The organism is Serratia sp. PF-27, from assembly GCF_030053255.1.
Taxonomy (GTDB): Bacteria; Pseudomonadota; Gammaproteobacteria; order Enterobacterales; family Enterobacteriaceae; genus Serratia; species Serratia bockelmannii.
In genome coordinates this window covers 532,369-556,021 of sequence record NZ_JASGBT010000015.1, presented here as the reverse complement: position 1 = coordinate 556,021, position 23,653 = coordinate 532,369, and the positions used below count along the sequence as shown (strand labels likewise).

At 62.4% G+C, this 23,653-nt stretch carries 24 protein-coding genes; 8 read left to right on the top strand and 16 right to left on the bottom strand.

Annotation, left to right across the window (positions count from 1 at the left end; translation table 11 throughout):
• Positions 1-108: 108 nt before the first annotated feature.
• From pbpG to QMZ29_RS07475, 4 genes are all read right to left on the bottom strand, one after another.
• Positions 109-945 carry a D-alanyl-D-alanine endopeptidase gene (gene pbpG, locus QMZ29_RS07490; RefSeq protein ID WP_049295686.1) on the bottom strand — a complete coding sequence of 279 codons (837 nt, stop codon included), beginning with the start codon at positions 943-945 and terminating at the stop codon, positions 109-111.
• Positions 946-1,038: 93 nt separating this feature from the next.
• On the bottom strand, positions 1,039-1,464 hold the full coding sequence (nudI, locus tag QMZ29_RS07485) for a nucleoside triphosphatase NudI (RefSeq protein WP_060433134.1): 426 nt from the start codon (positions 1,462-1,464) through the stop codon (positions 1,039-1,041).
• 120 nt (positions 1,465-1,584) lie between these two features.
• Entirely contained in the window at positions 1,585-2,499 is a 915-nt protein-coding gene (gene ppk2 / locus QMZ29_RS07480) for a polyphosphate kinase 2 (RefSeq protein WP_261424626.1), read from the bottom strand.
• Between the two features lie 26 nt (positions 2,500-2,525).
• Positions 2,526-4,136, bottom strand: a complete 1,611-nt coding sequence (locus QMZ29_RS07475; protein ID WP_060433132.1) for an inorganic phosphate transporter — start codon at positions 4,134-4,136, stop codon at positions 2,526-2,528.
• Between the two features lie 186 nt (positions 4,137-4,322).
• Here QMZ29_RS07475 and QMZ29_RS07470 point away from each other — a divergent pair, with 186 nt between their 5' ends.
• Complete coding sequence (locus QMZ29_RS07470) at positions 4,323-5,351, top strand: transporter (RefSeq protein ID WP_060433131.1); 1,029 nt, start codon at positions 4,323-4,325, stop codon at positions 5,349-5,351.
• Here QMZ29_RS07470 and QMZ29_RS07465 read toward each other — a convergent pair whose 3' ends face one another.
• The 9 genes from QMZ29_RS07465 to QMZ29_RS07425 all read right to left on the bottom strand — a co-directional run bounded on the left by QMZ29_RS07465 (position 5,352) and on the right by QMZ29_RS07425 (position 12,785).
• Entirely contained in the window at positions 5,352-5,885 is a 534-nt protein-coding gene (locus tag QMZ29_RS07465) for an SRPBCC family protein (protein ID WP_025302939.1), read from the bottom strand.
• Positions 5,886-5,888: 3 nt separating this feature from the next.
• Positions 5,889-6,236: an ArsR/SmtB family transcription factor gene (locus QMZ29_RS07460; protein WP_004938187.1), complete on the bottom strand. Its 348-nt coding sequence runs from the start codon at positions 6,234-6,236 to the stop codon at positions 5,889-5,891.
• Positions 6,237-6,319: 83 nt separating this feature from the next.
• The gene (locus QMZ29_RS07455; protein WP_060433130.1) at positions 6,320-7,546 is read right to left on the bottom strand and encodes a Zn-dependent hydrolase; all 1,227 of its coding nucleotides are present in this window, start codon (positions 7,544-7,546) and stop codon (positions 6,320-6,322) included.
• Entirely contained in the window at positions 7,543-8,034 is a 492-nt protein-coding gene (locus QMZ29_RS07450; protein WP_025302937.1) for an L-2-amino-thiazoline-4-carboxylic acid hydrolase, read from the bottom strand. The genes QMZ29_RS07455 and QMZ29_RS07450 overlap by 4 nt, the downstream gene beginning before the upstream one ends.
• A gap of 18 nt (positions 8,035-8,052) precedes the next feature.
• Entirely contained in the window at positions 8,053-9,162 is a 1,110-nt protein-coding gene (locus QMZ29_RS07445; protein WP_373276033.1) for a branched-chain amino acid ABC transporter substrate-binding protein, read from the bottom strand.
• A 76-nt stretch (positions 9,163-9,238) separates the two neighbouring features.
• Positions 9,239-9,952 (bottom strand): ABC transporter ATP-binding protein, encoded by a 714-nt coding sequence (locus QMZ29_RS07440; protein ID WP_043143459.1) that lies wholly within the window; start codon positions 9,950-9,952, stop codon positions 9,239-9,241.
• Entirely contained in the window at positions 9,945-10,715 is a 771-nt protein-coding gene (locus tag QMZ29_RS07435) for an ABC transporter ATP-binding protein (protein ID WP_025302934.1), read from the bottom strand. The genes QMZ29_RS07440 and QMZ29_RS07435 overlap by 8 nt, the downstream gene beginning before the upstream one ends.
• Positions 10,712-11,824: an ABC transporter permease subunit gene (locus QMZ29_RS07430; protein ID WP_025302933.1), complete on the bottom strand. Its 1,113-nt coding sequence runs from the start codon at positions 11,822-11,824 to the stop codon at positions 10,712-10,714. Before QMZ29_RS07430 ends, QMZ29_RS07435 begins: the two co-directional genes overlap by 4 nt.
• A gap of 10 nt (positions 11,825-11,834) precedes the next feature.
• Positions 11,835-12,785, bottom strand: a complete 951-nt coding sequence (locus QMZ29_RS07425) for a branched-chain amino acid ABC transporter permease (RefSeq protein ID WP_043143464.1) — start codon at positions 12,783-12,785, stop codon at positions 11,835-11,837.
• 170 nt (positions 12,786-12,955) lie between these two features.
• Between QMZ29_RS07425 and QMZ29_RS07420 the strand changes: the two genes are divergently transcribed.
• Both QMZ29_RS07420 and QMZ29_RS07415 read left to right on the top strand, forming a co-directional pair.
• Positions 12,956-13,888 (top strand): LysR substrate-binding domain-containing protein, encoded by a 933-nt coding sequence (locus QMZ29_RS07420; RefSeq protein WP_049207516.1) that lies wholly within the window; start codon positions 12,956-12,958, stop codon positions 13,886-13,888.
• A 77-nt stretch (positions 13,889-13,965) separates the two neighbouring features.
• Positions 13,966-14,268 (top strand): cupin domain-containing protein, encoded by a 303-nt coding sequence (locus QMZ29_RS07415; RefSeq protein WP_043143548.1) that lies wholly within the window; start codon positions 13,966-13,968, stop codon positions 14,266-14,268.
• On the opposite strand, the gene QMZ29_RS07410 is transcribed toward QMZ29_RS07415, so the two are convergent.
• On the bottom strand, positions 14,265-14,855 hold the full coding sequence (locus tag QMZ29_RS07410) for a TetR/AcrR family transcriptional regulator (RefSeq protein ID WP_025302929.1): 591 nt from the start codon (positions 14,853-14,855) through the stop codon (positions 14,265-14,267). The genes QMZ29_RS07415 and QMZ29_RS07410 overlap by 4 nt on opposite strands.
• A gap of 140 nt (positions 14,856-14,995) precedes the next feature.
• Between QMZ29_RS07410 and QMZ29_RS07405 the strand changes: the two genes are divergently transcribed.
• The 3 genes from QMZ29_RS07405 to QMZ29_RS07395 are packed head-to-tail and all read left to right on the top strand — an operon-like array spanning position 14,996 to position 17,862.
• Positions 14,996-16,051, top strand: a complete 1,056-nt coding sequence (locus QMZ29_RS07405; protein WP_173890185.1) for a sugar phosphate isomerase/epimerase family protein — start codon at positions 14,996-14,998, stop codon at positions 16,049-16,051.
• 25 nt (positions 16,052-16,076) lie between these two features.
• A complete protein-coding gene (locus QMZ29_RS07400; RefSeq protein ID WP_261424624.1) occupies positions 16,077-16,970 on the top strand; it encodes an alpha/beta fold hydrolase in 894 nt (297 codons plus the stop codon).
• Positions 16,960-17,862, top strand: a complete 903-nt coding sequence (locus QMZ29_RS07395) for an alpha/beta hydrolase (RefSeq protein ID WP_147823839.1) — start codon at positions 16,960-16,962, stop codon at positions 17,860-17,862. The genes QMZ29_RS07400 and QMZ29_RS07395 overlap by 11 nt, the downstream gene beginning before the upstream one ends.
• Positions 17,863-17,910: 48 nt before the next feature.
• Here QMZ29_RS07395 and QMZ29_RS07390 read toward each other — a convergent pair whose 3' ends face one another.
• The gene (locus QMZ29_RS07390; protein WP_261424623.1) at positions 17,911-19,344 is read right to left on the bottom strand and encodes an NAD-dependent succinate-semialdehyde dehydrogenase; all 1,434 of its coding nucleotides are present in this window, start codon (positions 19,342-19,344) and stop codon (positions 17,911-17,913) included.
• Between the two features lie 196 nt (positions 19,345-19,540).
• On the opposite strand from QMZ29_RS07390, the gene QMZ29_RS07385 reads away from it, so the two are divergent.
• Both QMZ29_RS07385 and QMZ29_RS07380 read left to right on the top strand, forming a co-directional pair.
• Complete coding sequence (locus QMZ29_RS07385) at positions 19,541-20,368, top strand: AraC family transcriptional regulator (RefSeq protein WP_197769560.1); 828 nt, start codon at positions 19,541-19,543, stop codon at positions 20,366-20,368.
• Between the two features lie 98 nt (positions 20,369-20,466).
• Complete coding sequence (locus QMZ29_RS07380) at positions 20,467-21,435, top strand: DMT family transporter (protein ID WP_147823836.1); 969 nt, start codon at positions 20,467-20,469, stop codon at positions 21,433-21,435.
• A 27-nt stretch (positions 21,436-21,462) separates the two neighbouring features.
• On the opposite strand, the gene fusA is transcribed toward QMZ29_RS07380, so the two are convergent.
• Positions 21,463-23,568, bottom strand: coding sequence for an elongation factor G (gene fusA / locus QMZ29_RS07375; RefSeq protein ID WP_025302922.1), 2,106 nt, complete (start codon positions 23,566-23,568; stop codon positions 21,463-21,465).
• Positions 23,569-23,653 lie beyond the last annotated feature (85 nt).

The window sequence follows — 23,653 nt, the reverse complement described above, 5'->3', positions numbered from 1 at the left end:
TGACAAATACCATGCGGGCGGCGTGAGGCTTAATACTGATTGGCGATAGGATATTCCATTGATCCAAAACGGATTTGGATATGCGTGGGACGGTAAAGCGCCACGGTGTTACCCCTCGAGCCAGGCCTTCAGGCGAATGGCGTCACGGTAGTGGCCGTAGCGCGGCTGCGCGCCGAGCAGGATCATCACCACCGGTTGGCCTTTGATGGTGGTGCGCATCACCAGGCAGTGACCGGCCTCGTCGGTAAAGCCGGTTTTCTGCAGCTGGATCTTCCAGGCCGGGTTATTGATTAAGCCATTGGAGCTGCGGTAGACCAGTTGGCCGCGGCCGGGGCGTACGATCTGCTGCTTGTCGGTGCTGAAGCGGCGGATCGACTGATAGCGATAGGCGTGATTGACCATCTTCAGCAGATCGTTGGCGCTCGCCACGTTGCGCGGCGTCAGCCCGGTCGGATCGTAGAAGCGGGCGCGTTTCATGCCGATGGCGCGCGCTTTCTGATTCATTTTCGCCACGAAGGCCTTGCGCCCGCCGGGATAGCTGCGGCTCAGCGCCGCGGCGGCGCGGTTCTCCGAAGACATCAGGGCGATGTGCAGCATGTCGCGGCGGCTGAGCACCGAGCCGATGGTCAGCCGCGAATGGGTTTTCTTCAGCAGATCGCGATCGGCGGCGGTGACTTTGAGCTTGCTGCCCATCGGACGTTTGCTGTCCAGGGCGACCATGGCGGTCATCAGCTTGGTGAGCGAGGCGATCGGCAGTACGCGGTTCGGCTGCTTCTGATAGAGGGTCTTTCCGGTGCGTTGATTGACGACCAGCACCGATTTGGCATTCAGCACCAGCGGTGGCGCAGCGGCATACACGGGCGCCAAAACGAACAGCAGGCTGAACAGAAGGGCGGCGCCGAAGCGCCGGACAGGCAGACGGAGAAAAGCGTGAGATAAAAGCATAACGGCGGAAATAGTGACCCTAAGTGATTAAAAAATATCAAAAGAGTCTGCCCGGCAAATGTGAAGGAAATAGGGCGATAATCGCTCAAACTGTTACAACAATCCCTTTTGCTGCAGCGTGAAGCGGGTAGCCTCGTTCAAATCGTAGTCCCCCAGGCGCTCGCGCGGCACCCAGGCGTAGTCGTCGAACTCGTCGTTGATCGTTACGTCGCGGTTGGCGGCATGGCAGTCGAAAATCAGGTAAATCATGTAGATTTGCTCCTGGCGGCCGTCGGCGTAGGTTTTCATGCGCACGTCGTCGCGGAAGGTCCAGGGCGTGATGTTGTCGAGGATCAGCGCGGCGCCCAGCTCTTCGCGTACTTCGCGCCGCAGCGCTTGCTCTATCTGTTCACCCGGCTCGACGCCGCCGCCGGACAGCGCCCACTGGCCGGGAAACACGCCTTTGTGCGCCGCCATTTTGCACAGCAGGAAGGCGTTATCGTTTTCAATCAGCGGGCAAACAATGATGCGTTGGCGCATGGAAGACTCCTGTCAAAATGGAAAACAACCACTTTAACATGGGGTTTGGCACAGTAGCGTGAGAGAAATCAAAGCGTTGTCCTCGTACAGAGAAGCGGCAACCGCTTCTCTGCGCTAAGGTCAGTAGATTTCCGGCACCACCATGTTGTCCGGCACCGGGCTACGGTGGTATTCCGGGCTGCGTTTGCGCTGCGGCAGCGTGATGACGTTGCCTTCGGCCTCCTCATAAGGCACCTGCTGCAGCAGGTGAGTGATGCAGTTCAAGCGGGCCTTTTTCTTGTCGACGCCCTGAACTACCCACCAGGGTGCCTCGGCAATGTTAGTGCGCGCTAACATGACCTCTTTGGCTTCGGTGTAGTCTTCCCAGCGGCGGCGGCTTTCCAGATCCATTGGGCTGAGCTTCCACTGTTTGAGCGGATCGTGAATGCGGCTGAGGAACCGCAGCTCCTGCTCGTCATCGGTGATCGAAAACCAATATTTGACGATTTGGATGCCGCTGCGCGTCAGCATTTTTTCGAATTCCGGCACGCTGCGGAAAAACTCCTCATACTCTTCGTCGTTGCAAAAGCCCATCACGCGTTCCACGCCGGCGCGGTTATACCAGCTGCGGTCGAACAGCACCATTTCGCCGGCGGCGGGCAGATGCGCGATGTAACGCTGAAAATACCACTGGGTGCGTTCGCGATCGTTTGGCGCCGGCAGCGCCGCCACGCGGCAAGTGCGCGGGTTGAGGCGCTGGGTGATGCGTTTGATCACGCCACCCTTGCCGGCGGCGTCGCGGCCTTCGAAGATGATCACCAGCCGGTGGCCGGTGCGCATCACCCAATCCTGCAGCTTCACCAGTTCGCCCTGCAGGCGCAGCAGTTCGCGGAAGTATTGTTTGCGCCAGGCTTTTTTCGCGTCGCTGTCGACTTCTGCCGTGTCGAAGCACAGGTCGTCCAGCTCCATTTCCAGCTCTTCATCGTAGCTGTCGTAAAATTCTTGCAGCAGGCGCTGGTTGAAACCGTCATCGCGGTTGAATTCATGCATGGTCATCAGATTTTCTCCGTATCAGCCCGGTGTTAGAAATGGTTGAAGATCCAGTACAGCACCGCCGACAGCAGCACCGAGGCCGGCAGCGTCAGCACCCAGGCCATCAGTAGATTACGCAGGGTGGCCATCTGCAGGCCGGAGCGGTTGGCGGCCATGGTGCCGGCGATGCCGGACGAGAGTACGTGAGTGGTCGAAACCGGCAAACCGAAGGCGTCGGCCGCGCCGATGGTGGTCATCGCCACCAGTTCGGCGCTGGCGCCCTGGGCGTAGGTCAGGTGCGATTTACCGATCTTTTCGCCCACCGTCACCACGATACGGCGCCAGCCGACCATGGTGCCGAGCCCCAGTGCAATCGCCACCACCACTTTCACCCAGAAGGGAATGAAGCGGGTGGCGTTATCGAGTTCACCCTTCAGCGCGTCGAGGTTGCGCTGCGCATCGGGATTGATCTGCAGCTGACGCTCTGCTTTGAGGTGCTTGATGGTCTCGGACGCCAGGTACATGTCGTTGCGGGTGTTCGACACCGCCTGCGCCGGGATCTTGTCGACCGAGCCGTACTGACGGATTTGATCGCCGATCGCGCCGGCCAGCTGCGCCAGCGCCGGTACGACTTCCGGCGTCAGTTCGCTGGTGCGCACATAGCCGGTCAACACCTCACGCGGCGGGGTTTGGCCGCCGGCCGGGAACTGGCGCAGCAGCTCGTTTTTGGTCACCTCCGCCAGCGCCGCCACCCGGGGGATCTGCTCCGGCGGCATCGAACGGTTCAGGGCGTAGGCGATCGGCATGGTGCCCACCAGGATCAGCATGATAAGGCCCATGCCTTTCTGCCCGTCGTTGGAGCCGTGGGCAAAGGAAACGCCGGTGCAGGTGAGGATCAGCAGCCCGCGGATCCACAGCGGCGGCGGGGTATTGCCTTTAGGCGCGCTGTACAACTGGCGGTTCTTGACGAACAGCTTTAGCACCAGCAGCAGCAGGCCGGCGAACACGAAGCCGATCACCGGCGACAGCAGCAGCGCATAGCCCACCTTGATCGCCTGGCCCCAGTCCACGCCGCTGGTGCCGGTGCGCCCGTGGATCAGGGCATTGGCCACGCCGACGCCGATAATCGAGCCGATGAGCGTATGCGACGACGAGGCGGGCAGCCCGAGCCACCAGGTGCCGAGGTTCCAGATGATGGCGGAGAACAGCAGGGCGTACACCATGGCGAAACCGTTGCCGGTGCCGGCTTGCAGGATCAGCTCGACCGGCAGCAGTGAAATGATGCCGAAGGCCACCACGCCGCTGGAGAGCAACACGCCGAGAAAGTTGAAGAAACCGGACCACACCACGGCGACCATCGGCGACAGCGAGTGGGTGTAAATCACCGTCGCGACCGCATTGGCGGTATCGTGGAAGCCGTTGACGAATTCAAAGCCCAGCGCGATCAGCAGCGCCAGCCCCAATAATAAAAACGGAATGTAACTGGTATAGACGGCGCCGGCATCGCTGACGTCGTTAAATAAGTTCACCCCGGCAAACGCGATCCCCAGAATTAATAAGAAAACAAAAAAAAGAACAGTGAGTCGACTGTTCTTTTGATGCAGTTTGGGCAGGCTGGATGCGGCCGGCACACCCGTTTGAACGGCGCTGTTATCGCTCATAATGACCTTCCTGAAAGGATTGAATGCGGTAGCTGTCGCCTGAAAAGTATTCTGAATGAATGTGGCCTTTTTATGACGAAAATATTAATCATCGGGAACGGCGAAAATCATTAACGCCGATAAATAAAGATTGTTATAACAGCGGGGAAGGTCTTGGGTTAACGGCAACAGGCAGGATATGGCGTTATGGTGCAACGGTTAGCGGAAAAGATGCACAAGCTGGATTTTGATGATGAGGTGACCGGGCTGATCTACGGCCATGTGTTCCGCTCCGGTGAGGTGCCGGCGCGCCTGAACTCGCAGCAGGTTTGTCAGGCCTACCAAGCGTTGCCGCCCGGCGACGGTTTTGTCTGGCTGCACCTCAATCTCAACCACGCGGCGGCGGAGAAGTGGTTGAAAAACCATTTCGCCATTTCCGATTTTTTCTTTCACGAGATCCGCCACGGCTCCCACACCACGCGCATCGAGCGCCAGGGCGACGATCTGTTCGCCGTACTCAACGACGTGATTTTCCACCCCGAGGACAGTAACCCGGAAACGGCGACGCTGTGGCTCTATTGCTGCCGTGGGCTGGTGGTCACCGTGCGTCACAAACCGGTGCGACTGATTGAACGGCTGCTCGGCCGCCTGACGGCGCTGCAGCTGGCGTCGTCTACCGAGCTGCTGGCGCACCTGCTGGAAGAGCAGGAAGACGTACTGGAACAGGTGGTGCGGCAGGCCAACCAGTATGTCGATACCATCGAGGATCGTCTGCTGACGAGCCGCGTTAAACGCAACCGCGCCGAGCTGGGGCGCATGCGCCGCATGCTATTGCGCTTTCAGCGCCTGTTGGCGCCGGAGCCGGCCGCGCTGTTTCGCCTGTTGAACCGGCCGCCGAGCTGGCTGAGCCGTGAGGTGGTGCAGGATCTGCGGCAGTTTACCGAAGAGTTCACTGTGGTGTTGAACGATCTCGCCAGCCTGACCGAACGCATTCGGCTGCTGCAGGAAGAGCTGGGCGCCAAACTGATGGAGCAGAATAACCGCACGCTTTACACCCTGACGGTGATCACCGTGCTGGCATTGCCGATCAATATCGTCGCCGGTTTCTTTGGCATGAACGTGGGGGGGATCCCGCTGGCCAGCAATCACCACGGTTTTATCCTGCTGGTGTTGCTGGTCGGCAGTTTTACGCTGATCGCCGGTTATTTGGCGTTCAGGCGCAGGGACGAGACGTAATTACAGGCGGGCGCGGTACTCTTCTTCCAGCCGGGCATGGGTGCTCCAGAACGGCTGCGGCGCCCGGTCGTGCAGGCGATCCAGCAGGATATCCAGATGAGTGTGCCAGCCGCCGGCGACGCTGAGCATCTCGTCGCGGTTGGCCAAGCGCCGGTGGGTGACCGTCAGCAGCACCGCGTTTCCCTGCTCCGTCAGTTCGAAGGTCACTTCGGAAGGGCGCCCCTGATCCTGTTCGGCCCAGGTAAAGCTCAGCAGGCGCGGCGGGAACAGGCAGGTGATGTGGCCGCGGTTGCTGACACAGCCGCCGTGCTGTTTGTACTTGGCCGGCGGTTGCTCGTGCTCGCCGGCCAGATCAGAGTTGCGAAACTCCAGCTCCAGCGGCGCGCCGTTTTCCAACTTCATGGCGCCGGACGCCAGCCAGGTGGCGCGCTTGTCGGATTCGGTCAGGTAAGCCCATACCCGCTCGATGGGCCCAGGCAGCAAGCGCTGGATGCGCAGCGTGCCGGGTTCGATAATCATGCCGTAATCATTCATGGTTCACTCCTTGGGAGGAAGCTGTTCGGGCTGCAGCAGCGCCTGTTCGAGCGCATCCAGCCGTTCAGTCCAAAAATGTTCATAGGTTTGCAGCCAGTGCATGGCCTGCGCCATAGGCTCGGGTTCGAGCCGGCAGATATGGTTTCTTCCTTGCACGGTGCGTTGCACCAGGCCCGCATGTTCCAGTGCTTTCACGTGCTTGGAGGCGCCGGCGAACGACATCTGCAACGGCGCGGCCAGTTCGCCGATGCTGCGCTCACCGCCGGCCAGCGCGCGTAACATCGAACGGCGGGTCGGGTCGGCCAGCGCATGAAAAATGGCGTCCAGCTGTGAGGAAGATAATTCAACCATATGGTTGAATATAGAACAGGTGGGCTAATATTCAACCGTTTTGTTGAATATTTTTTTGCCCCGGCGAGAAACCGGGGCGAGGATCAGGCGCAGGTGTGCGCCAGCAGGGCGTTGAGCAACACGTCGGCGCCTGCGGCGGCCCAGGCGGGGGTGATATCTTCCCGCTCGTTGTGGCTGATGCCGTCCACGCAGGGAATGAAAATCATGGCGGTCGGGGCGACGCGGTTAAGGTAACAGGCATCGTGGCCGGCGCCGGAAATCATGTCGCGATGGCGATAGCCCAATGCTTGCGCGGCGTGGCGTACGCTGTCGATGCAGCCCCGATCAAAAGCGATAGGGGGATACTGGAAGATGCGGTCGGCGCGGGCGGTCAGACCGTCGCCGTTGACGTGGTTTACCGCCGTCAGCAGACGCTGCTCCATCTGCTCCAGGGTAGACTCTTGCGGATGGCGGAATTCGACGCTGAAAAAGACGCGTCCCGGCACCACGTTGCGTGAATTGGGGGTAATTTGCGCCATGCCCACCGTGGCGCGCGCATCGGGCGCAAAATCCCAACCGATGCGGTTGACCGCCGTGACCAGCGCCGTAAAGCCCAGCAAGGCATCGCGGCGCCGATCCATTGGCGTGGTGCCGGCATGGGCGCTGAAGCCGACGACCTCCAGCTCATACCAGCGCTGCCCTTGTGCGGCGGTCACCACGCCGATGTCGAGATGTTCCGCTTCCAGAATCGGCCCCTGTTCGATGTGCAGTTCGAAGGCGGCGTGGATCGGCGTGCCGCCCACCGGGTGCTCGCCGGCGTAACCAATGCGTTCCAGTGCGTCGCCAAGGCTGACGCCGTGCTCGTCGCGGCGCGTCAGGCCGTATTCCAGGTCGAATACCCCGGCGAACACCCCGGAGGCGATCATCGCCGGCGCAAAGCGTGCGCCTTCTTCGTTAGTCCAGTTGATCACTTCAATCGGGCGTTCGGTGACGATCTGCCGATCGTTAAGGGTACGAATAACCTCTAATCCGGCCAGCACGCCGTAGATGCCGTCGAAACGGCCGCCGCGGGGCTGCGAGTCGCCGTGCGAGCCGGTGACGACCGGCGCCAGCTCGGGGCGAGCGCCTTCACGGCGCAGGAACATGTTGCCCATCCGATCGACGCGCACGTTACAACCTGCCTCCAGCGCCCAGGCGCGCAGCTGCTCGCGCGCTTGGCGATCTTCTTCACTCAGCGCCAGCCGGGTGACGCCGTTATCGGCGATGGCGCCGAACTGCGCCATCGCGTGCAGGCTTTGCCACAGGCGCTCGCCGTTGACCCGATACGTCATTGTTCTTCTCCCGACGTTTTGGCGGTGTAGCGAAAATCGCAGCAGGGAGCGCCGGACATGATGGTTTGGCTGCGCTGCAGGTCAACCTCTGGGGCATAGCCGACGATGAACTGGCTGTCGCGGGCGCAGGAGAGCAGGTGGCCGATCTCCCCCAGCCCCATCTCGTGATACATCTCGGCGTAGCGGCAGCGGGTGACGTTATAGTCGAAGTGCTGCGCGTCCTGATTGATCACCTCGACGCGCAGCGCATCGTCTTTTTCCCACAGGTACTGCAAGGCGGCGAAGCTGCGCAGATCCGCGCCGTTCGGTTCCTGGGCGGCGAACTGTTTGCCCGCCTCGATGGCGGCATTCTCGATGGCTTCGCCGATCACCGCCTGGGCGCGCGCCTTGCCGATTTCACGCACCAGGATCTGGTAGATCGGTTTGATGATTTCCGCCTCAATCTTTCTGCGGGCCAAAATGCCCAATTCGTTTTTTGCACAGCTCATCGCCTTGCTCCTCTTGATTTATTGTGACTTGGCGCCGCCCAACACGGTTTGCGGCTGCCATTTGCCGTCAACCACCCGGTACAGGGTGAAGCTCGGCTGTTGCAGGTTGCCTTGCGCATCGAAGGCAATGGCGCCGGTCACGCCCTGGTAATGTATGGCGCGCAGTTTCGGCAGATAATCGGCCGGATTGGCCGAATCGGCTTGCTCAATGGCGGCGATCAGCACCCGGGTGGCGTCGTAGGCGAAGGGCGCATGCAGTTCGATGTGGGTGTGATAACGATCGCGGTAGGCTTGTTCAAACGCCTTGCCGCCCGGCATCTGCTCCAGCGGCAGCCCCGGCTCCAGCGCGACGACGCCTTCGCCTTCCCGCTGCGCCAGCGTCAGGAAGGTTTGGCTGACGAAGCCGCCGGCGCCCATCAGCTGCGCGTTCATGCCCAGCTGTTTCAGCTTGCGTGCCAACGGCGCCGCTTGAGAATCCACGCCGCCGAAGAAAATCAGATCGGCGTTTTTACTGCGCACGGTGGTCAGCACGGCGCTGAAATCGACGGTCTTGTCATCCACATACTCGCGGGTGACCGGCTGCACGCCCTGGGCCTGCAGCGATTTGATAAACTCGTCCGCCAGCCCCTGGCCGAAAGCGGTGCGATCGTCGATTACCGCGATACGCTTGGCTTTCAGCGTTTTCACCGCATATTGCCCGGCGTAGTTGCCGCCGTCGTCGTCGTGGCCCATCACGCGGAAGCTGGTGTCAAAGCCTTGCTGCGTGTAGCCGTGACCGGTCGCCACCGGCGCCACCTGAGCGATGCCGGCGTCGTGGTAGATGCGCGCCGCCGGGATGCTGGTGCCGGTGTTCCAGTGGCCGACCACGCCGGCGACGCCTTCGTCGACCAAGCGCTGCGCCACGGCCACGGCGGTGCGCGGGTCGGACTGATCGTCCTCGGACAGTAATTTGAAGGTGACCGGTTTGCCGTTCAGCGTCGGTTTCTGTGCGTTAGCGTCGGCGATCGCCAGCCGTGCGCCGTTTTCGAGATCTTTGCCGATGCGCGCGGAAGGGCCGGTCAGCGGCCCGGCCAGGCCGATCAGCACGGTGTCGTCCGCCAGCGCCGGGAGGCTCAGGATCATTGTCATGGCGGCCAGCGCCAACGGCTTGATGCGAATGTTCTGCTGCATGTCATACTCCTGGTGCGGTTAAAGGTAACAACGGTTATTCACCCAAATAGATCTGTTTGATTTTTTCATCGTCCAGCATGTCGGCGGAGCGGCCGCTGTGGCTCAGGCTGCCGCTGTCCAATACGTAGGCGCGATCGGTGGACGCCAGCGCCAGGCGGGCGTTCTGCTCGACCAACAGCAGCGTGACGCCGTCACGGGCTAACTGCTTGATGACCGAGAAAATGGCCTCCACCACAATCGGCGCCAGCCCCATCGACGGTTCGTCCAATATCAGCAGCCGCGGGCGGCTGAGCAGCGCGCGGCCCATCGCCACCATCTGTTGTTCACCGCCGGAAAGCAGCCCGGCCGGTTGATGCAGGCGCTCGCTCAGCCGTGGGAAGGTGGCGCACACGCGTTCGAAATCTTGCCGCACCGCCGATGCGTCACGCCGCGCATAGGCACCCAGCTGCAGGTTTTCTCGCACCGTCAGGCGGGTGAAAATGCCGCGTCCCTCCGGCACCATCACCAGCCCCTGTTGCAGCAAGCGGTGCGGCGGCATGCCGCGAATCGAACGGCCGTCGAACAGGATGTCACCCTCAAACGGCTGCAGGCCGGTCAGCGCCCGCAGGCTCGAGGTTTTTCCCGCGCCATTGGCGCCGATCAGCGTCACCTGTTCGCCGGCGTTCACCGTGAAATCGATGCCTTTGACCGCATGAATACCGCCATAAGACACTTTGAGTCGTTTAACGCTCAGCAGGGCTTCAGACATGCGCGCCGCCTCCCAGATAGGCTTGAATGACCGCCGGTTCGCGTCGCACCTGCGCCGGTTCGCCTTCGGCGATCGCTTTGCCGTAATCCAGCACCGTCAGCCGATCGCACAGGCCCATCACCAGCTTGACGTCGTGTTCGATCAACAGCAGCGTTTTGCCGCTGTCGCGGATGCGCAGCAGCAGTTCGCGCAGCGCCACTTTTTCTCCGGCGTTCATGCCGGCCGCCGGTTCGTCCAGCGCCAGCAACCGGGGCTCGGTCGCCAGCGCGCGGGCGATCTCCAGCCGCCGCTGATGGCCGTAGGCGAGATCGCCGGCGCGGTAATGAGCGAATTGGCTGATGCCGACGTACTCCAGCAGCGCATGAGATTTATCGCGCACCGCCTGTTCCTCCTCCCTGGCGCGACGGTGCCGGGCGATCGCCGCCCACAGGCCGTTGCGGGTGCGCACGTGGCAGCCGACCATCACGTTTTCCAGCACGCTCATTTCATTGAACAACCGCAGGTTTTGGAAGGTGCGGGCAATGCCGGCCTGCGCCACTTTGTCGATCGCCTGGGGTTTATAGCGCTGGCCCGCCAGGCGGAACTCGCCCGCGTCGGCGCGATACAGGCCGGTGATCAGGTTGAAGCAGGTGGTCTTACCGGCGCCGTTCGGCCCGATCAGGCCGTAGATTTCCCCCTGGCGGATGCTCATGCTGACGTCATCCACCGCCGTCAGGCCGCCGAAACGTTTGCTGACGTGATTTAAAGCGAGCAGTGGCGTCATGCGGCGGTCCTCCCAGCATGGCGAGCCGGCCACAGGCCCGCCGGGCGATACAGCATCACCAGGATCAACGCCAGGCCGTAAAACAGTTGGCGAATGATTTCCGGGTCGATCAGCACCTGGCCGAACAGCGCCTGCTGCAGCGGCCCCATGCTGCTGCGCAGCAGCTCCGGCAGGGCGGCCAGCAGCAGCGCGCCCAGGATCACGCCGGGGATATGCCCCATGCCGCCGAGCACCACCATCGCCAGTACGGCGATCGATTCCTGCAGAGTGAACGATTCCGGCGACACGAAGCCCTGAAACGCGGCAAACAACGCGCCGGCCACACCGCCAAAGGTGGCGCCGATGGCGAAGGCCAGCAGCTTGAAGTTGCGGGTATTGATGCCCATCGCCCGCGCGGCGTCTTCGTCTTCGCGGATCGCTGTCCATGCGCGGCCAATGCGCGAGTTTTGCAGCCGCAGGCTGATAAACAGGATCGCCAGCAGCAGCGCGGCGAACAGGTAGTAATAGAGATACAGCCCGGAGAAACGCACGCCGAACCACTCATGCATGCCGGAGAACTTCAGGCCGAACAGGCTGACCGGGTCGATGCCGGAAATGCCTTTAGGGCCGTTGGTGAGGTTGACCGGGCGATCGAGGTTACGCATCAGAATGCGCACGATCTCGCCGAAACCGAGCGTGACGATCGCCAGATAGTCGCCGCGCAGCCGCAGCGTCGGCGCGCCAAGCAGGATGCCGCACGCCGCCGCCAGCAGCGCCGCCAGCGGGATCAGCCACAGCATCGACAGGTGCAGCCCGTCGGGGAACCACTGCAGCAGCAGCGGGAATTGCTGCGTCAGATGCGGTGATGACAGCAGCGCGGCCAAATAGGCGCCGACGGCGTAAAAGGCGATAAAGCCCATGTCCAGCAACCCGGTCATGCCCACTACGATGTTCAGCCCGAGCGCCAGCATCAGGTACAGCAGGGCGAAGTCGACGACCCGCACCCAGTAGTTGCCGCCGGCGGCGCCCGCCACCCAGGGCGCCAGCAGCAGCGCGAGAATGAACAGCGTCAGCCCCAGCCTGGCGCGACGCGGCGTGGCCAGAGGAACGGGGGGAGTCAAAACGGTCATGGTGATGTCCTTATGCGCGCGTGGCGATGCGTTCGCCCAAGAGCCCGGAGGGGCGGAAGACCAGCACGGCGATCAGCACCAGAAACGCGAACACGTCCTGGTAGTTGCTGCCGAACACGCCGCCGGTCAGCTCGCCGAGATAGCCGGTGCCCAGCGATTCGAACAGGCCCAGCAGCAATCCGCCGAGCATCGCGCCGCGCAGGTTGCCGATGCCGCCGAGCACGGCGGCGGTAAACGCCTTGATGCCCGGCAGAAAGCCCATCGAGAAACCGGCGTTGCCGTAGTTGCTGGCCATCATGATGCCGGCCACCGCCGCCAGCGCGCCGCCGAGCGCAAAGGTCAGAACGATGATGCGGTCAGGACTGATGCCCATCAGGCCGGCGACCTGCGGGTTTTCCGCCGTGGCGCGCATGGCGCGGCCGAAACGGCTGTGTTCGACCAGCAGCCAGAGGCCGGCCATGACCGCCACGGCCACCGCCAGCGTGACGATCGCCGTGCCGGTGATCACCGCCGGCGCATGCCCGCCGCTGCCTGCGGTCAGGGCGATGGGGGTCATTGGCAGCAGCTGCGGAAACATCAGGGGATTACGTGACCAGATCAGCATCGCCAGGGTTTGCAGCAGCAGCGAGACGCCGATGCCGCTGATCAGCGGAGCCAGGCGCGGCGCAGTGCGCAACCGGCGGTAGGCGAGACGCTCGATCGCCATCGAGGTAATGGCGCAGACCGCCATGGCGAACAGGGCCGCCAGCAGCAGCGTGGCGTACGGTGATAACGCGGGAAAGTGGTGTTGCAACACGCCGATCGCCGACAACGCGCTCAGCGCACCGACCATCAGCACGTCGCCGTGCGCGAAATTGATGATGCGCAGGATGCCGTACACCATGGTGTAACCGAGCGCGATCAGCGCATAGATGCTGCCGAGCATCAAACCGTTGACGGTTTGCTGTACCAGCGTATCCATAAGGAGAGTCCGGAGATAATGAGTCAGGAGGCTCACAGTAGAGAATTTAAAAAAATTGTAAAATACGGAAAAATACTTTCTTATACAAAAAACGAGTGATTTTAATACGTTGATTTTTATGTATATTAAACCCATCCCTTCAGTGTCGATTTCCCAAAAATAGTCAATATATGAAAAAAACAGAACAGTACGATGAGCCATTGCCGATGCTGCCGAACGATCCGCCGCTGCGCGCCGTGCGGGCGTTCGAAGCCATCGCGCGCCTGGGGGGCATCAGCGCGGCGGCTAACGAGCTGATGATTTCGCCTTCGGCGGTCAGTCATCAACTCAAAACGCTGGAGGCATTTTTGCAGATGCCGTTGACCGAACGGCAGGGGCGTAACCTGGTGCTGCGCAGCGAGGGGCGGGAGTATTACCGTTCGATTCGCTCGGCGTTCAACGTGCTGCGCCAGGCGACCGAACACGTGCGCGAGCAGTCCGCATCGCGGCAGGTCACCATCAGCCTGATCCCGCTGTTCGGCATGGGCTGGTTCATTCCGCGGCTGCGTGGCTTTTTGCGCGAAAATCCGGATATCGACATCAATGTGGTTTACGCCAACCACCGCAATTACCTGAGCGACGCCGCCGATCTGTCGATTCGCTTCGGGGTTGGGCAGTGGACCGGCTATCGCAGCGAAAAGCTGATGTCTGGCCAAATGGTGCCGGTGTGCAGCCGGGCATTCAGTAAACTGCACGGTTTGCTGGATACGCCGGATCAGCTGGCGACGCTGCCGCTGCTGCACGACGAGGAGCGCAATACCTGGATGCAATGGTTTCAGCAGGCCGGCGTTAAACGCCCGCTGCGCAGCATCGGGCCGATGTTTGAAGACGGATTGTTGACACTGGCGGCGGTGCAGGCGGGGCTAGGGTGCGCGTTGATGCGTGAACCGTTAATCGCCCAGTACCTTGAGAGCGGTGAGTTGATCAAAATGTTCGATCTGCCGATCGACGACGGCCGCGATTATTACCTGTGCGCTCGACTGGATAGCGAGCTGTCGCAGGAAGGCGAAAATCTGCGGCAATGGCTGCGGCGTGAGGCGGCGGCTCAGAACGTCGGGGCATAATCTACAACCAACGCGTCTTTCAGCACCTGGCGGCTTGCAGTAGAGTGCGGGTTCCTGTGTCGCGATAAGGTATGACGATGCTGTTCGATTTAAACCAGCAGGCGGCCGAACTGCCCGAGGCCTGGCGTTCTGCCGTGCTGGGCCGCGTCGGTGCGGCCAATATCAAAGTGCTGCGCATGGACGCGCGCAGCATTGCGGATGAAGTGCATGATTACAGCGAAGGATTGCTGGTGATCAGCGGCCACCTGCGGCTGCAGGTGGCGGGGGAAGTGGTGGTGGTGCGCGCCGGCCAGCTGTATCAGGCCGCGGCCGGCGTGCCGCATCGCGTGTTGCCGGGCAGCGAAGGCACGCTGGTGATTGTCGATCTGCCGGAGGATTAAGCGGCGCCCAGGACCGCCAGCGCCACCTTTACCGCTGCCAATAGCCGCTCTTCAGTGACGCCGTCACGTGCCTGAATCGACAGGCCGTGCAGGAAGACGGCGAAATAGTCACCCAGGCTGTCGGCGTCGGTATCGGCCGGCAATTCGCCGGTTTGCACCGCCTGCCGCAGCCGTTCGATGATCTGCTGCGTACGCTGCAACCGATGCTCTGCCAGCCAGGTTTTGAGCCCATCGTTTTCCGCACTGACGCTGGCGGCGGCGGAGACCACCATGCAGCCCTGCGGCAGATCTGGCCGGCTGTAGAGACGCACGGCATCTTCCAGCATACGTTGGATCGCCGGGCGAATGCCGCTTTCCTGCGCGAAGGCGCGATCGGCGAAGCCGCCTTCCTCGGTTTCGTAACTGGCGATTGCCTCGCGGAACAGCTGCTCTTTGGAGCCGAACGCCTTGTAGATGCGCGCGGAAGCAATGCCCAATTCCGCCACCAGATCCGACATCGAGGTGCCTTCGTAACCTTGCCGCCAAAATAAGTTTCGCGCCTTCAAGAGCGCCTGTTCGCGGTCGAACTCACGCGGTCTGCCAGCCATTCTCTGCTCCAATTTACCTGCCATTCAGCGACATAGGATCGCTTAAATCGGCGGGAATACCAATGTCTTTATAAATTTCGCTTGCGGTCATCGCTCCTTGCCTCTATTGTTTGTCAATCGACAACTAATAGGAGTTTACGATGAAAACCCTCAAAGGTCCAAGCCTGCATCTCGCGCAGTTCAGCGATGAGACAGCGCCGTTCAACAGCCTGCCGGCCATCGCCGAGTGGGCGGCGCAAACCGGTTTTACCGCCTTGCAGATCCCGGCCTGGGATCGGCGTTTATTCGACGTGGCCACCGCCGCGGAAAGCCAAACATACTGCGACGATCTGACCGGGATGTTGGCGGAGCAGGGGTTGGTGGTCAGTGAATTGACCAGCCATATCTTCGGCCAGCTGATGGCGGTACACCCGGCTTACGATGCGCTGTTTGACAGCTTCGCGCCGCCGGCGCTGCAGGGCAATCCGCAGGCGCGCGGCGAGTGGGCGCGGCAGCAAATGCTGCTGGCGGTGAAGGCGTCGGCGCGGCTCGGGCTCAGCGAGCTGGGCACCTTTTCCGGTTCGCTGGCCTGGCCCTATCTGTTCCCGTTCCCACAGCGCCCGGAAGGATTGATCGACACCGCGTTCGACGAACTCGCCAAACGCTGGCTGCCGGTGCTCGACGCCTGCGAAGAACAGGGCATCAACCTGTGTTATGAAATTCACCCGAGTGAGGATCTGCACGACGGCGTGACGTTCGAGAGGTTTCTTGAGCGCGTCGGTAACCACCCGCGTTGTCGGGTGCTGTTCGATCCGAGCCATATGGTGCTGCAGCAGCTTAACTATCTGGAGTTTATCGATATCTATAAGGACGTTATCGGCATGTTCCACGTCAAGGACGCCGAGTTCAATCCGACCGGTCGCCAGGGCATTTACGGCGGCTATCAATCCTGGATCGATCGCGCCGGCCGCTTCCGCTCGCTGGGCGACGGCCAGGTTGATTTCAACGGCATCTTTTCGCGCCTGACGCAGTACGGCTATTCGGGCTGGGCGGCATTGGAGTGGGAATGTTGCCTGAAAAACCCGCAGGACGGCGCGCGCGAAGGCGCAGCCTTCATTCGCGATCGCATTATCCGCGTCACCGACAAAGTGTTCGATGACTTCGCCGGTGCGCCGGTCAGCCCGCAGCAGATCAACGCCTTGCTCGGCATTCGCTGAGCCCAATCCTTAAGGGAGTCACCCCATGCAATATCGACAGAACGAGGTCCCGTTGGCGGATCTCGCGGCGGAACACGTCTATCTCCAGGTCAACGGCCGGCGCCTTCACTGCGTGGTGGCCGGTGAAGGGCGGCCGGTGCTGCTGATCCCCGGCTGGCCGCAAACCTGGTACACCTGGCGCCATGTGATGCAAGCGCTGGCGGCGGCCGGTTTTCAGGCGATCGCCGTCGATCCGCCGGGCATCGGCGATTCTGACAAGCCCGCTGGCGGCTACGACACCGGCAGCGTCGGTGCGGCGCTGCACACAATGATGGCGCAACTGGGCCATGAACGTTACCAACTGGTTGGCCACGACATCGGCATGTGGATCGGTTACGCCATGGCGAGCGATTTCCCGCAGGCGGTGGAGCGTCTGGTGCTGACGGAGGCCGTGATCCCCGGGCTGGCGCCGCCGCCGCCGATTTTCGTTGCGCCGGAGGAGAACATCTTCCTGTGGCATTTCATGTTCAACCAGCTGGCGGATTTGCCGGAGACCCTGACCCAGGGGCGCGAACGGGAGTATCTTGGCTATATCTTCAACCGCTGGTCCTATCGGCGCGATCGGGTGGCGGCGGAGGTGTATATCGCCGCCTATTCGGCACCGGGCGGCCTGCGCGCCGGATTCGACTATTACCGGGCGATCCCGGAGACCGTGCGGCAGAACCGGCTGCGCACCGCTACGCCCTTGACGATGCCGGTGTTGACGGTGGGAGCGGAGCACGCCACCGGCGACGCGCCGCTGACGACGCTACAGGGCAATGCGCACGATCTGCGGGGCGAAACCGTCGCCGGCTGCGGCCATTTCATCACCGAGGAGTGTCATGAGGAATTTATTGCACTGATTACGTCATTCCTGGCGGGAGAGCCGTATGCCGCTTGATGAACGCATCGCCGCCTTTTTGACGGCATCGGCCGACGTGCCACCGCCCGCTTCGCTGGCGGCAATGCGCGCGGCCACGGAAACCGGTTTACGCCAGCTGCAGGGCGAGGCGGAACCGAGCGGCGGCGTCAGGGACCATACGGTGGTCGCCGCCGATGGACACCGGATTGCACTGCGCGCCTATCTACCGGCGGGGGAAAACGGCACGACCGCGCAGCCGGCGATGCTGTTCGCCCACGGCGGCGGCTGGTGCCTCGGCTCACTGGCGTTGTACGATCGGCCCTGTCAGGCGTTGGCTAACGCCACCGGCCGGGTGATCCTGTCGGTTGACTATCGTCTGGCGCCGGAATACCCGTTTCCACAGCCGCTGGAAGATGTCTATCAGGCGCTCTGCTGGGTGGCGCAACGGGCGCCGCAGTTGGGGATTGACGCGCAGCGCCTGGCAGTGGGCGGTGATAGCGCAGGGGGCAATCTGGCGGCGGCGGTCGCACTGTTGGCGCGGGATCGCAGCGGCCCGTACATCGAACGTCAGCTGCTGCTGTACCCGGCGCTCAGCCGCGAGATGACGACGACGAGCTATCACGAGTTTGCCGAGGGGCACTTTCTGACGCGCGACGCGATGGGGTTTTGTTGGCAGCAGTATCTGGGCCAGCGGCGCGATCCCGGCGCGGAACCGTTGTATGCCGCCACGCTGCGCGGGTTACCGCCGGCCACCATCCTGAGCTGCGAATACGATCCGCTGCGCGATGAGGCCGAACAGTATGCGCAGCGGCTGCGTGAGGCGGGCGTGTCGGTGCGCTGCGAACGGTTGCCGGGCATGGTGCATGCCTGTATTCACATGCTGGGGCTGACCCCGGCGGCGCGGCAGCTGTTCGAACTGGCCGGTGAGTAAAAAAAAGCCCCGCATTGCGGGGCTTCTGGCTATTCATCTGCCGGGCGATTATCGGCCGGCGACGGTGACAAAGCGCGTTTCCAGATAGGATTCGATCGCTTCGCTGCCGCCTTCGGTGCCGTGACCGGAGTCTTTCACGCCGCCAAACGGTGTTTCCGGCAGGCCGAAACCGATGTGGTTGATGCTCAGCATGCCGCTCTCCACGTCGCGCCCTAGCGCATTGACCGTGGCGATGTTGCGGCTGTAAGCGTAGGCGGCCAGGCCGTACGGCAGGCGGTTGGCTTCGGCGATCGCCTCGTCATAGGTGGCGAATGGGCGCAGCAGGGCGACCGGGCCAAACGGCTCTTCCGACATGGCGCGCGCGGTCAGCGGCACGTCGCGCAGCACCGTCGGCTCGAAGAAGTTGCCTTTGCCCGCCACGCGTTTGCCGCCGGTGCTGGCCTTCGCCCCGTGGGCGACGGCATCCTGCACCAGCGCCTCGATATTGTCGACGCTGCGGCCCAACACCATCGGCCCCATCGTCACGCCGTCTTCCAGCCCGTTGCCGAGCTTGAGCTCACGCACCGCGGCGGTGAATTTCTCCACGAAGGCCTCATAAACGCCTTGTTGGATCAGGAAGCGGGTCGGGGCGATACAGACCTGGCCGGCGTTGCGGAACTTGGACTGCGCCAGCTCTTTGGCCGCCGCGTCGAGATCGGCATCGTCGAAGATCAGCACCGGCGCGTGGCCGCCCAGCTCCATGGTGGCCTTTTTCATATGCTGGCCGGCCAGCGCCGCCAAATGCTTGCCCACGCGAGTGGAGCCGGTGAAGGAGATCTTGCGAATGGTCGGATGGGGGATCAGGTATTCCGAAATGTCCGCCGGGGTGCCATACACCAGCGCGATCACCCCGGCCGGAATACCGGCGTCGGCGAAGGCTTTGATCAGTTCAGCCGGTGAGGCCGGCGTTTCTTCCGGACCTTTGACGATGATGGAACAGCCCGCCGCCAGCGCGGCGGACAGCTTGCGCACGATCTGGTTGATCGGGAAGTTCCACGGCGTGAAGGCGGCCACCGGGCCAACCGGCAGCTTGAGGGTTTGCTGCTGTACATCGCGGGCGCGGGACGGAATGATCTGCCCGTAGGTGCGGGTGGCTTCGCCGGCGAACCAGTCGATAACGTCGGCGGCGTTGAGAATTTCGACTTTGGCCTGCGCCACCGGTTTGCCCTGTTCCTGCGTCATGACGGCGGCGATGGCGTTGGCGCGTTCGCGCAGCAACGCCGCGGCTTTGCGCATCAGATTGGCGCGCTGGTGCGCGGCGGTGTCGCGCCAGACGTTAAATCCGCGCTCGGTGGCGGCCAGCGCCAGATCGAGATCCTCTGTGGCGGCGTGCGCCACTTGACCGATTATCTCGTCGGTGGCGGGGTTGGTGACCGGCAGGGTTTTCCCGGCCAGTGCGTTGCGCCAGTGTCCATCGATATACAGTTGAGTATCCGGATACATTGTTGCCTCTTGTTTGCGGAGTGTCAGGGGCCGATGAGCTTCGCGATGCGGCGCGCCTGAAAGGGACAGGGACCTTAACCCTACGCCGAATGGCGGCGATCGTCCAGGCGAGGGGCACGAAAGCGCCAGGGCGGCTACTCAACCGGCGATGTTTTGGCTATGCTGAGCAGATTGTCAGCACGGACGAGGAGGTCGGGTGCAAGGGGTACCACAACAGTTTCCGTTCGAGAAGGATTGCGCACAGTTCCGGCATTTGTCACATCTGCCGGGCGTCGAACTCTATCAGGCGCACATCGAGCGCTATGCCTTCGAGCCGCATACCCACGACGCCTTCGCCATCGGCACCGTAGACACCGGGGCGGAGCGTTTCCGCTATCGCGGCGCGCAGCATCTGGCGGCGCCGGGCGCGCTGGTGCTGATGAACCCGGACGAACTGCATACCGGCGAAGCCGAAACGCCGGGCGGCTGGTGTTACCGCATGCTCTATCTGGCGCCCGAGGCGCTGGAGCAGCTGTCCGGCGATCGGAGCCAGTGGTTTACCGATGCAGTGCGCCACGATCCGCGGGCGGCGCAGCGCCTGTCCGCCATTCTCGCCACGCTGTGGCAAACCGACGATCCGCTCACGCTCGACGGCCTGCTGCTTGAGGCGGTCGAGCTGTTGCACCCGCACATCCGCACCGGGCAGCGGGAAAAAGCCGAAGCGGCGCATCGTTTCGAGGTGGTGAAAAGCTACCTGCACGATAACTTCGCTGAGGCGGTGACCCTCAGCCAACTGGCCGAGCTGGTATCGCTCAGCCCGTACCATTTCCTGCGCAAGTTCAAGGCCGAATATCACGTTTCGCCGCAGCAGATGCTGATGGCGATCCGGCTGTCGCAGGCCAAACGCATGCTGGAGCGCGGCATGCCCGCCGCACAGGTGGCGGCGGCGGCGGGGCTGACCGATCAGGCGCACCTGACGCGCGCCTTCGCCAATCGTTACGGCGTCACGCCAGTGCGTTTCCAGAAACAGGTGAAATTGGGCTAAAACAGCAACCTGCTACAATAATTCCTCCCCGCGTTTTCGTTATTCTGCCGCTGTCTTGTCGGGCGGGTTGGCCGCGCCGGCCGTTTGTCGGAGTCGTTATGTTCATTGGCGTTGTGTTTGCCCTGGCCGCCGGGCTGATGTGGGGACTGATTTTCGTCGGCCCGCTGCTGGTGCCGGATTATCCCGCCGCGCTGCAGTCCACCGGGCGCTATCTGGCCTTCGGGCTGATCACCTTGCCGCTGGCGTGGTTCGATCGCCGCCGCCTGCGCAAGCTGCGGCGCCAGGATTGGCTGGAAGCGCTCAAGCTGACGGCCATCGGCAATCTGCTGTACTACCTGTGCCTTGCCAGCGCCATTCAGCGTACCGGCGCACCGGTATCGACCATGATCATCGGCACCTTGCCGGTGGTGATCGCCATCTGCGCCAATCTGTTTTACGGCCGGCACGACGGGCGCCTGGCCTGGAGCAAGCTGGCGCCGGCGCTGCTGCTGATCGTCTGCGGGTTAGCGTGCGTAAACATCGCCGAACTGCGCGGCAACGCGCTGCCGATCGACGGCTGGCGCTATCTCAGCGGCCTTGGGCTGGCCGCGTTGGCGGTGGCGTGCTGGACCTGGTTCCCGCTGCGCAATTCGCGTTGGCTGCGGGAGAACCCGACGCAGCGGCCGGCCACCTGGGCCACGGCGCAGGGGCTGGTGACGCTGCCGCTGGCGCTGCTGGGCTATCTGGCGGTCTGCGGCCAATTGGCGCTGAGCGAACCGGCGTTTGCCTTGCCGTTCGGCCCGCGCCCCGAGGTATTTATCCCCCTGATGCTGGTTATCGGCGTGTTCTGCTCCTGGCTGGGGGCGCTGTGCTGGAACGAAGCCAGCCAGCGGCTGCCGACGGTGTTGGTGGGGCCGCTTATCGTGTTCGAAATTCTGGCGGGGTTGGCCTATACCTTTCTGCTGCGCCAGGCCTGGCCGCCGCTGCTGACATTGGCCGGCATCGTCTGCCTGATCGCCGGCGTGGTGTATGCCATGCGTATCAAGCCGCAGCCGGTGGTGGTGGCGTTGGAGGACAAGCTGGGGTGACGCCCGCCGCGAAGGCGGGCATGGGGGTTAACGCTTGCTGTGGTGAATGATCTCTTCGGCCACGTTGCGCGGCGCTTCGGCGTAGTGGCTGAACTCCATGGTGTAGGTGGCGCGGCCCTGCGACATCGATCGCAGGGTCGTCGAGTAGCCGAACATCTCGGACAGCGGCACCTTGGCGCGAATTTCCTTGCCGCCGCCGCCCGGGATCTCTTCCATGCCTTGCACCAGACCGCGGCGTGAGGAGAGGTCGCCCATCACGTTGCCGGCGTAATCTTCCGGCGTTTCCACTTCTACCGACATGATCGGCTCAAGGATCACCGGATCCGCCAGGCGGCAGGCCTCCTTGAAGCCGAAGATCGCCGCCATGCGGAACGCCTGTTCCGACGAGTCGACGTCATGGTAAGAACCGAAGGTCAGGTGTACCTTGACGTCCACCACCTGATAACCGGCCAGCACGCCGTTATTGAGCGCCTCGAGCACGCCTTTTTTCACCGCCGGGATAAATTCGCCCGGAATGACGCCGCCCTTGATCTCATCGAAGAATTCGAAGCCTTTGCCGGGGTCGTTGGGTTCGACGGTCAGCACCACGTGGCCGTATTGCCCTTTACCGCCGGACTGGCGCACGAACTTGCCTTCCACGTCGGTTACCCGTTTGCGGATGGTTTCGCGGTACGACACCTGCGGCTTGCCGGTGGTAGTCTCCACCCCGAACTCGCGGCGCATGCGATCGACGATGATCTCCAGGTGCAGCTCGCCCATGCCGTAGATAATGGTCTGGCCGGATTCTTCATCGGTGCGCACGCGGAACGACGGATCTTCCGAAGAGAGCCGCTGCAGCGCAATGCCCATTTTCTCCTGGTCGCCCTTGGTCTTCGGCTCGATCGCTTGGGCTATCACCGGCTCGGGGAAGGTCATGCGCTCCAGCGTGATGATGGCGCCAGGGTCGCACAGCGTATCGCCGGTGGTGACGTCCTTCAGGCCGACGCAGGCGGCGATGTCGCCGGCGTGCAGTTCGTCGATGTCCTTACGATCGTTGGCGTGCATCTGCACGATGCGGCCGATGCGCTCCTTTTTGCCCTTGATTGGGTTGTAAACGCTGCTGCCTTTGGCCAGCACCCCGGAGTAGACGCGCACGAAGGTGAGTTGGCCGACGAACGGATCGGTCATCAGTTTGAACGCCAGCGCCGAGAATTTTTCGTTGTCGTCGGCTTTGCGAGTGATGATTTCATCATGTTCACCGTGGCCCTCCATCGGCGGCACGTCGAGCGGCGAGGGCATCAGTTCAATTACCGCGTCCAGCATGCGCTGCACCCCTTTGTTGCGGAACGCCGACCCGCACAGCATCGGCTGGATTTCGCCGGCGACGGTGCGCACCCGCAGCCCGTGAACGATCTCCTCTTCGCTCAGCGGCACCTGGTTGAGGTATTTCTCCATCAGTTCTTCCGACGCTTCGGCGGCGGCCTCAATCATGTTTTCACGCCACTCCTGTGCCGAGTCGCGCAGCTCTGCCGGGATCTCTTCGAAGCTGAAGTTCATGCCCTGCGAGGCCTCGTCCCACAGAATGGCTTTCATCCGCACCAGATCCACCACGCCGCTGAAGTGATCTTCGGCGCCGATAGGGATAACGATAGGCACCGGGTTGGCTTTCAGGCGCTCGATCATCATTTTGCGCACGCGGAAAAAATCCGCGCCGATGCGGTCCATCTTGTTGACGAACGCCAGCCGCGGCACTTTGTACTTGTTGGCCTGGCGCCAGACGGTTTCCGACTGCGGCTGCACGCCGCCCACCGAGTCATAGACCATCACGGCGCCGTCCAGCACGCGCATCGAACGCTCCACTTCAATGGTGAAATCGACGTGCCCGGGGGTGTCGATGATATTGATGCGATGCTGCGGATAATTATGCTGCATGCCGTTCCAGAAGCAGGTGGTGGCCGCCGAGGTGATGGTGATGCCACGCTCTTGTTCCTGCGCCATCCAGTCCATGGTCGCCGCGCCGTCATGCACTTCACCCAGCTTGTGGCTGACCCCGGTGTAAAACAGAATCCGCTCGGTGGTGGTGGTCTTGCCGGCATCGATATGCGCGGAGATGCCGATATTGCGGTAACGTTCGATAGGGGTGGTGCGAGCCATAATTAACCTTTCTTAGCCGCATGAAGGAGAGCGGCTTAAACAGCATGGATAATGATGATAATCCTCATAGGGTTATCCGCCGGAT

Coding starts and splice junctions, on each gene's coding strand:
- QMZ29_RS07405 (WP_173890185.1), top strand. CDS start 14,996: ATGAAAACCCTCAAAGGTCCAAGCCTGCATCTCGCGCAGTTCAGCGAT.
- nudI (WP_060433134.1), bottom strand. CDS start 1,464: ATGCGCCAACGCATCATTGTTTGCCCGCTGATTGAAAACGATAACGCC.
- QMZ29_RS07390 (WP_261424623.1), bottom strand. CDS start 19,344: ATGTATCCGGATACTCAACTGTATATCGATGGACACTGGCGCAACGCA.
- ppk2 (WP_261424626.1), bottom strand. CDS start 2,499: ATGACCATGCATGAATTCAACCGCGATGACGGTTTCAACCAGCGCCTG.
- pbpG (WP_049295686.1), bottom strand. CDS start 945: ATGCTTTTATCTCACGCTTTTCTCCGTCTGCCTGTCCGGCGCTTCGGC.
- QMZ29_RS07415 (WP_043143548.1), top strand. CDS start 13,966: ATGCTGTTCGATTTAAACCAGCAGGCGGCCGAACTGCCCGAGGCCTGG.
- QMZ29_RS07440 (WP_043143459.1), bottom strand. CDS start 9,952: ATGTCTGAAGCCCTGCTGAGCGTTAAACGACTCAAAGTGTCTTATGGC.
- QMZ29_RS07400 (WP_261424624.1), top strand. CDS start 16,077: ATGCAATATCGACAGAACGAGGTCCCGTTGGCGGATCTCGCGGCGGAA.
- QMZ29_RS07475 (WP_060433132.1), bottom strand. CDS start 4,136: ATGAGCGATAACAGCGCCGTTCAAACGGGTGTGCCGGCCGCATCCAGC.
- QMZ29_RS07410 (WP_025302929.1), bottom strand. CDS start 14,855: ATGGCTGGCAGACCGCGTGAGTTCGACCGCGAACAGGCGCTCTTGAAG.
- QMZ29_RS07380 (WP_147823836.1), top strand. CDS start 20,467: ATGTTCATTGGCGTTGTGTTTGCCCTGGCCGCCGGGCTGATGTGGGGA.
- QMZ29_RS07420 (WP_049207516.1), top strand. CDS start 12,956: ATGAAAAAAACAGAACAGTACGATGAGCCATTGCCGATGCTGCCGAAC.
- QMZ29_RS07445 (WP_373276033.1), bottom strand. CDS start 9,162: ATGACAATGATCCTGAGCCTCCCGGCGCTGGCGGACGACACCGTGCTG.
- QMZ29_RS07455 (WP_060433130.1), bottom strand. CDS start 7,546: ATGACGTATCGGGTCAACGGCGAGCGCCTGTGGCAAAGCCTGCACGCG.
- QMZ29_RS07435 (WP_025302934.1), bottom strand. CDS start 10,715: ATGACGCCACTGCTCGCTTTAAATCACGTCAGCAAACGTTTCGGCGGC.
- QMZ29_RS07470 (WP_060433131.1), top strand. CDS start 4,323: ATGGTGCAACGGTTAGCGGAAAAGATGCACAAGCTGGATTTTGATGAT.
- QMZ29_RS07465 (WP_025302939.1), bottom strand. CDS start 5,885: ATGAATGATTACGGCATGATTATCGAACCCGGCACGCTGCGCATCCAG.
- fusA (WP_025302922.1), bottom strand. CDS start 23,568: ATGGCTCGCACCACCCCTATCGAACGTTACCGCAATATCGGCATCTCC.
- QMZ29_RS07430 (WP_025302933.1), bottom strand. CDS start 11,824: ATGACCGTTTTGACTCCCCCCGTTCCTCTGGCCACGCCGCGTCGCGCC.
- QMZ29_RS07395 (WP_147823839.1), top strand. CDS start 16,960: ATGCCGCTTGATGAACGCATCGCCGCCTTTTTGACGGCATCGGCCGAC.
- QMZ29_RS07460 (WP_004938187.1), bottom strand. CDS start 6,236: ATGGTTGAATTATCTTCCTCACAGCTGGACGCCATTTTTCATGCGCTG.
- QMZ29_RS07450 (WP_025302937.1), bottom strand. CDS start 8,034: ATGAGCTGTGCAAAAAACGAATTGGGCATTTTGGCCCGCAGAAAGATT.
- QMZ29_RS07425 (WP_043143464.1), bottom strand. CDS start 12,785: ATGGATACGCTGGTACAGCAAACCGTCAACGGTTTGATGCTCGGCAGC.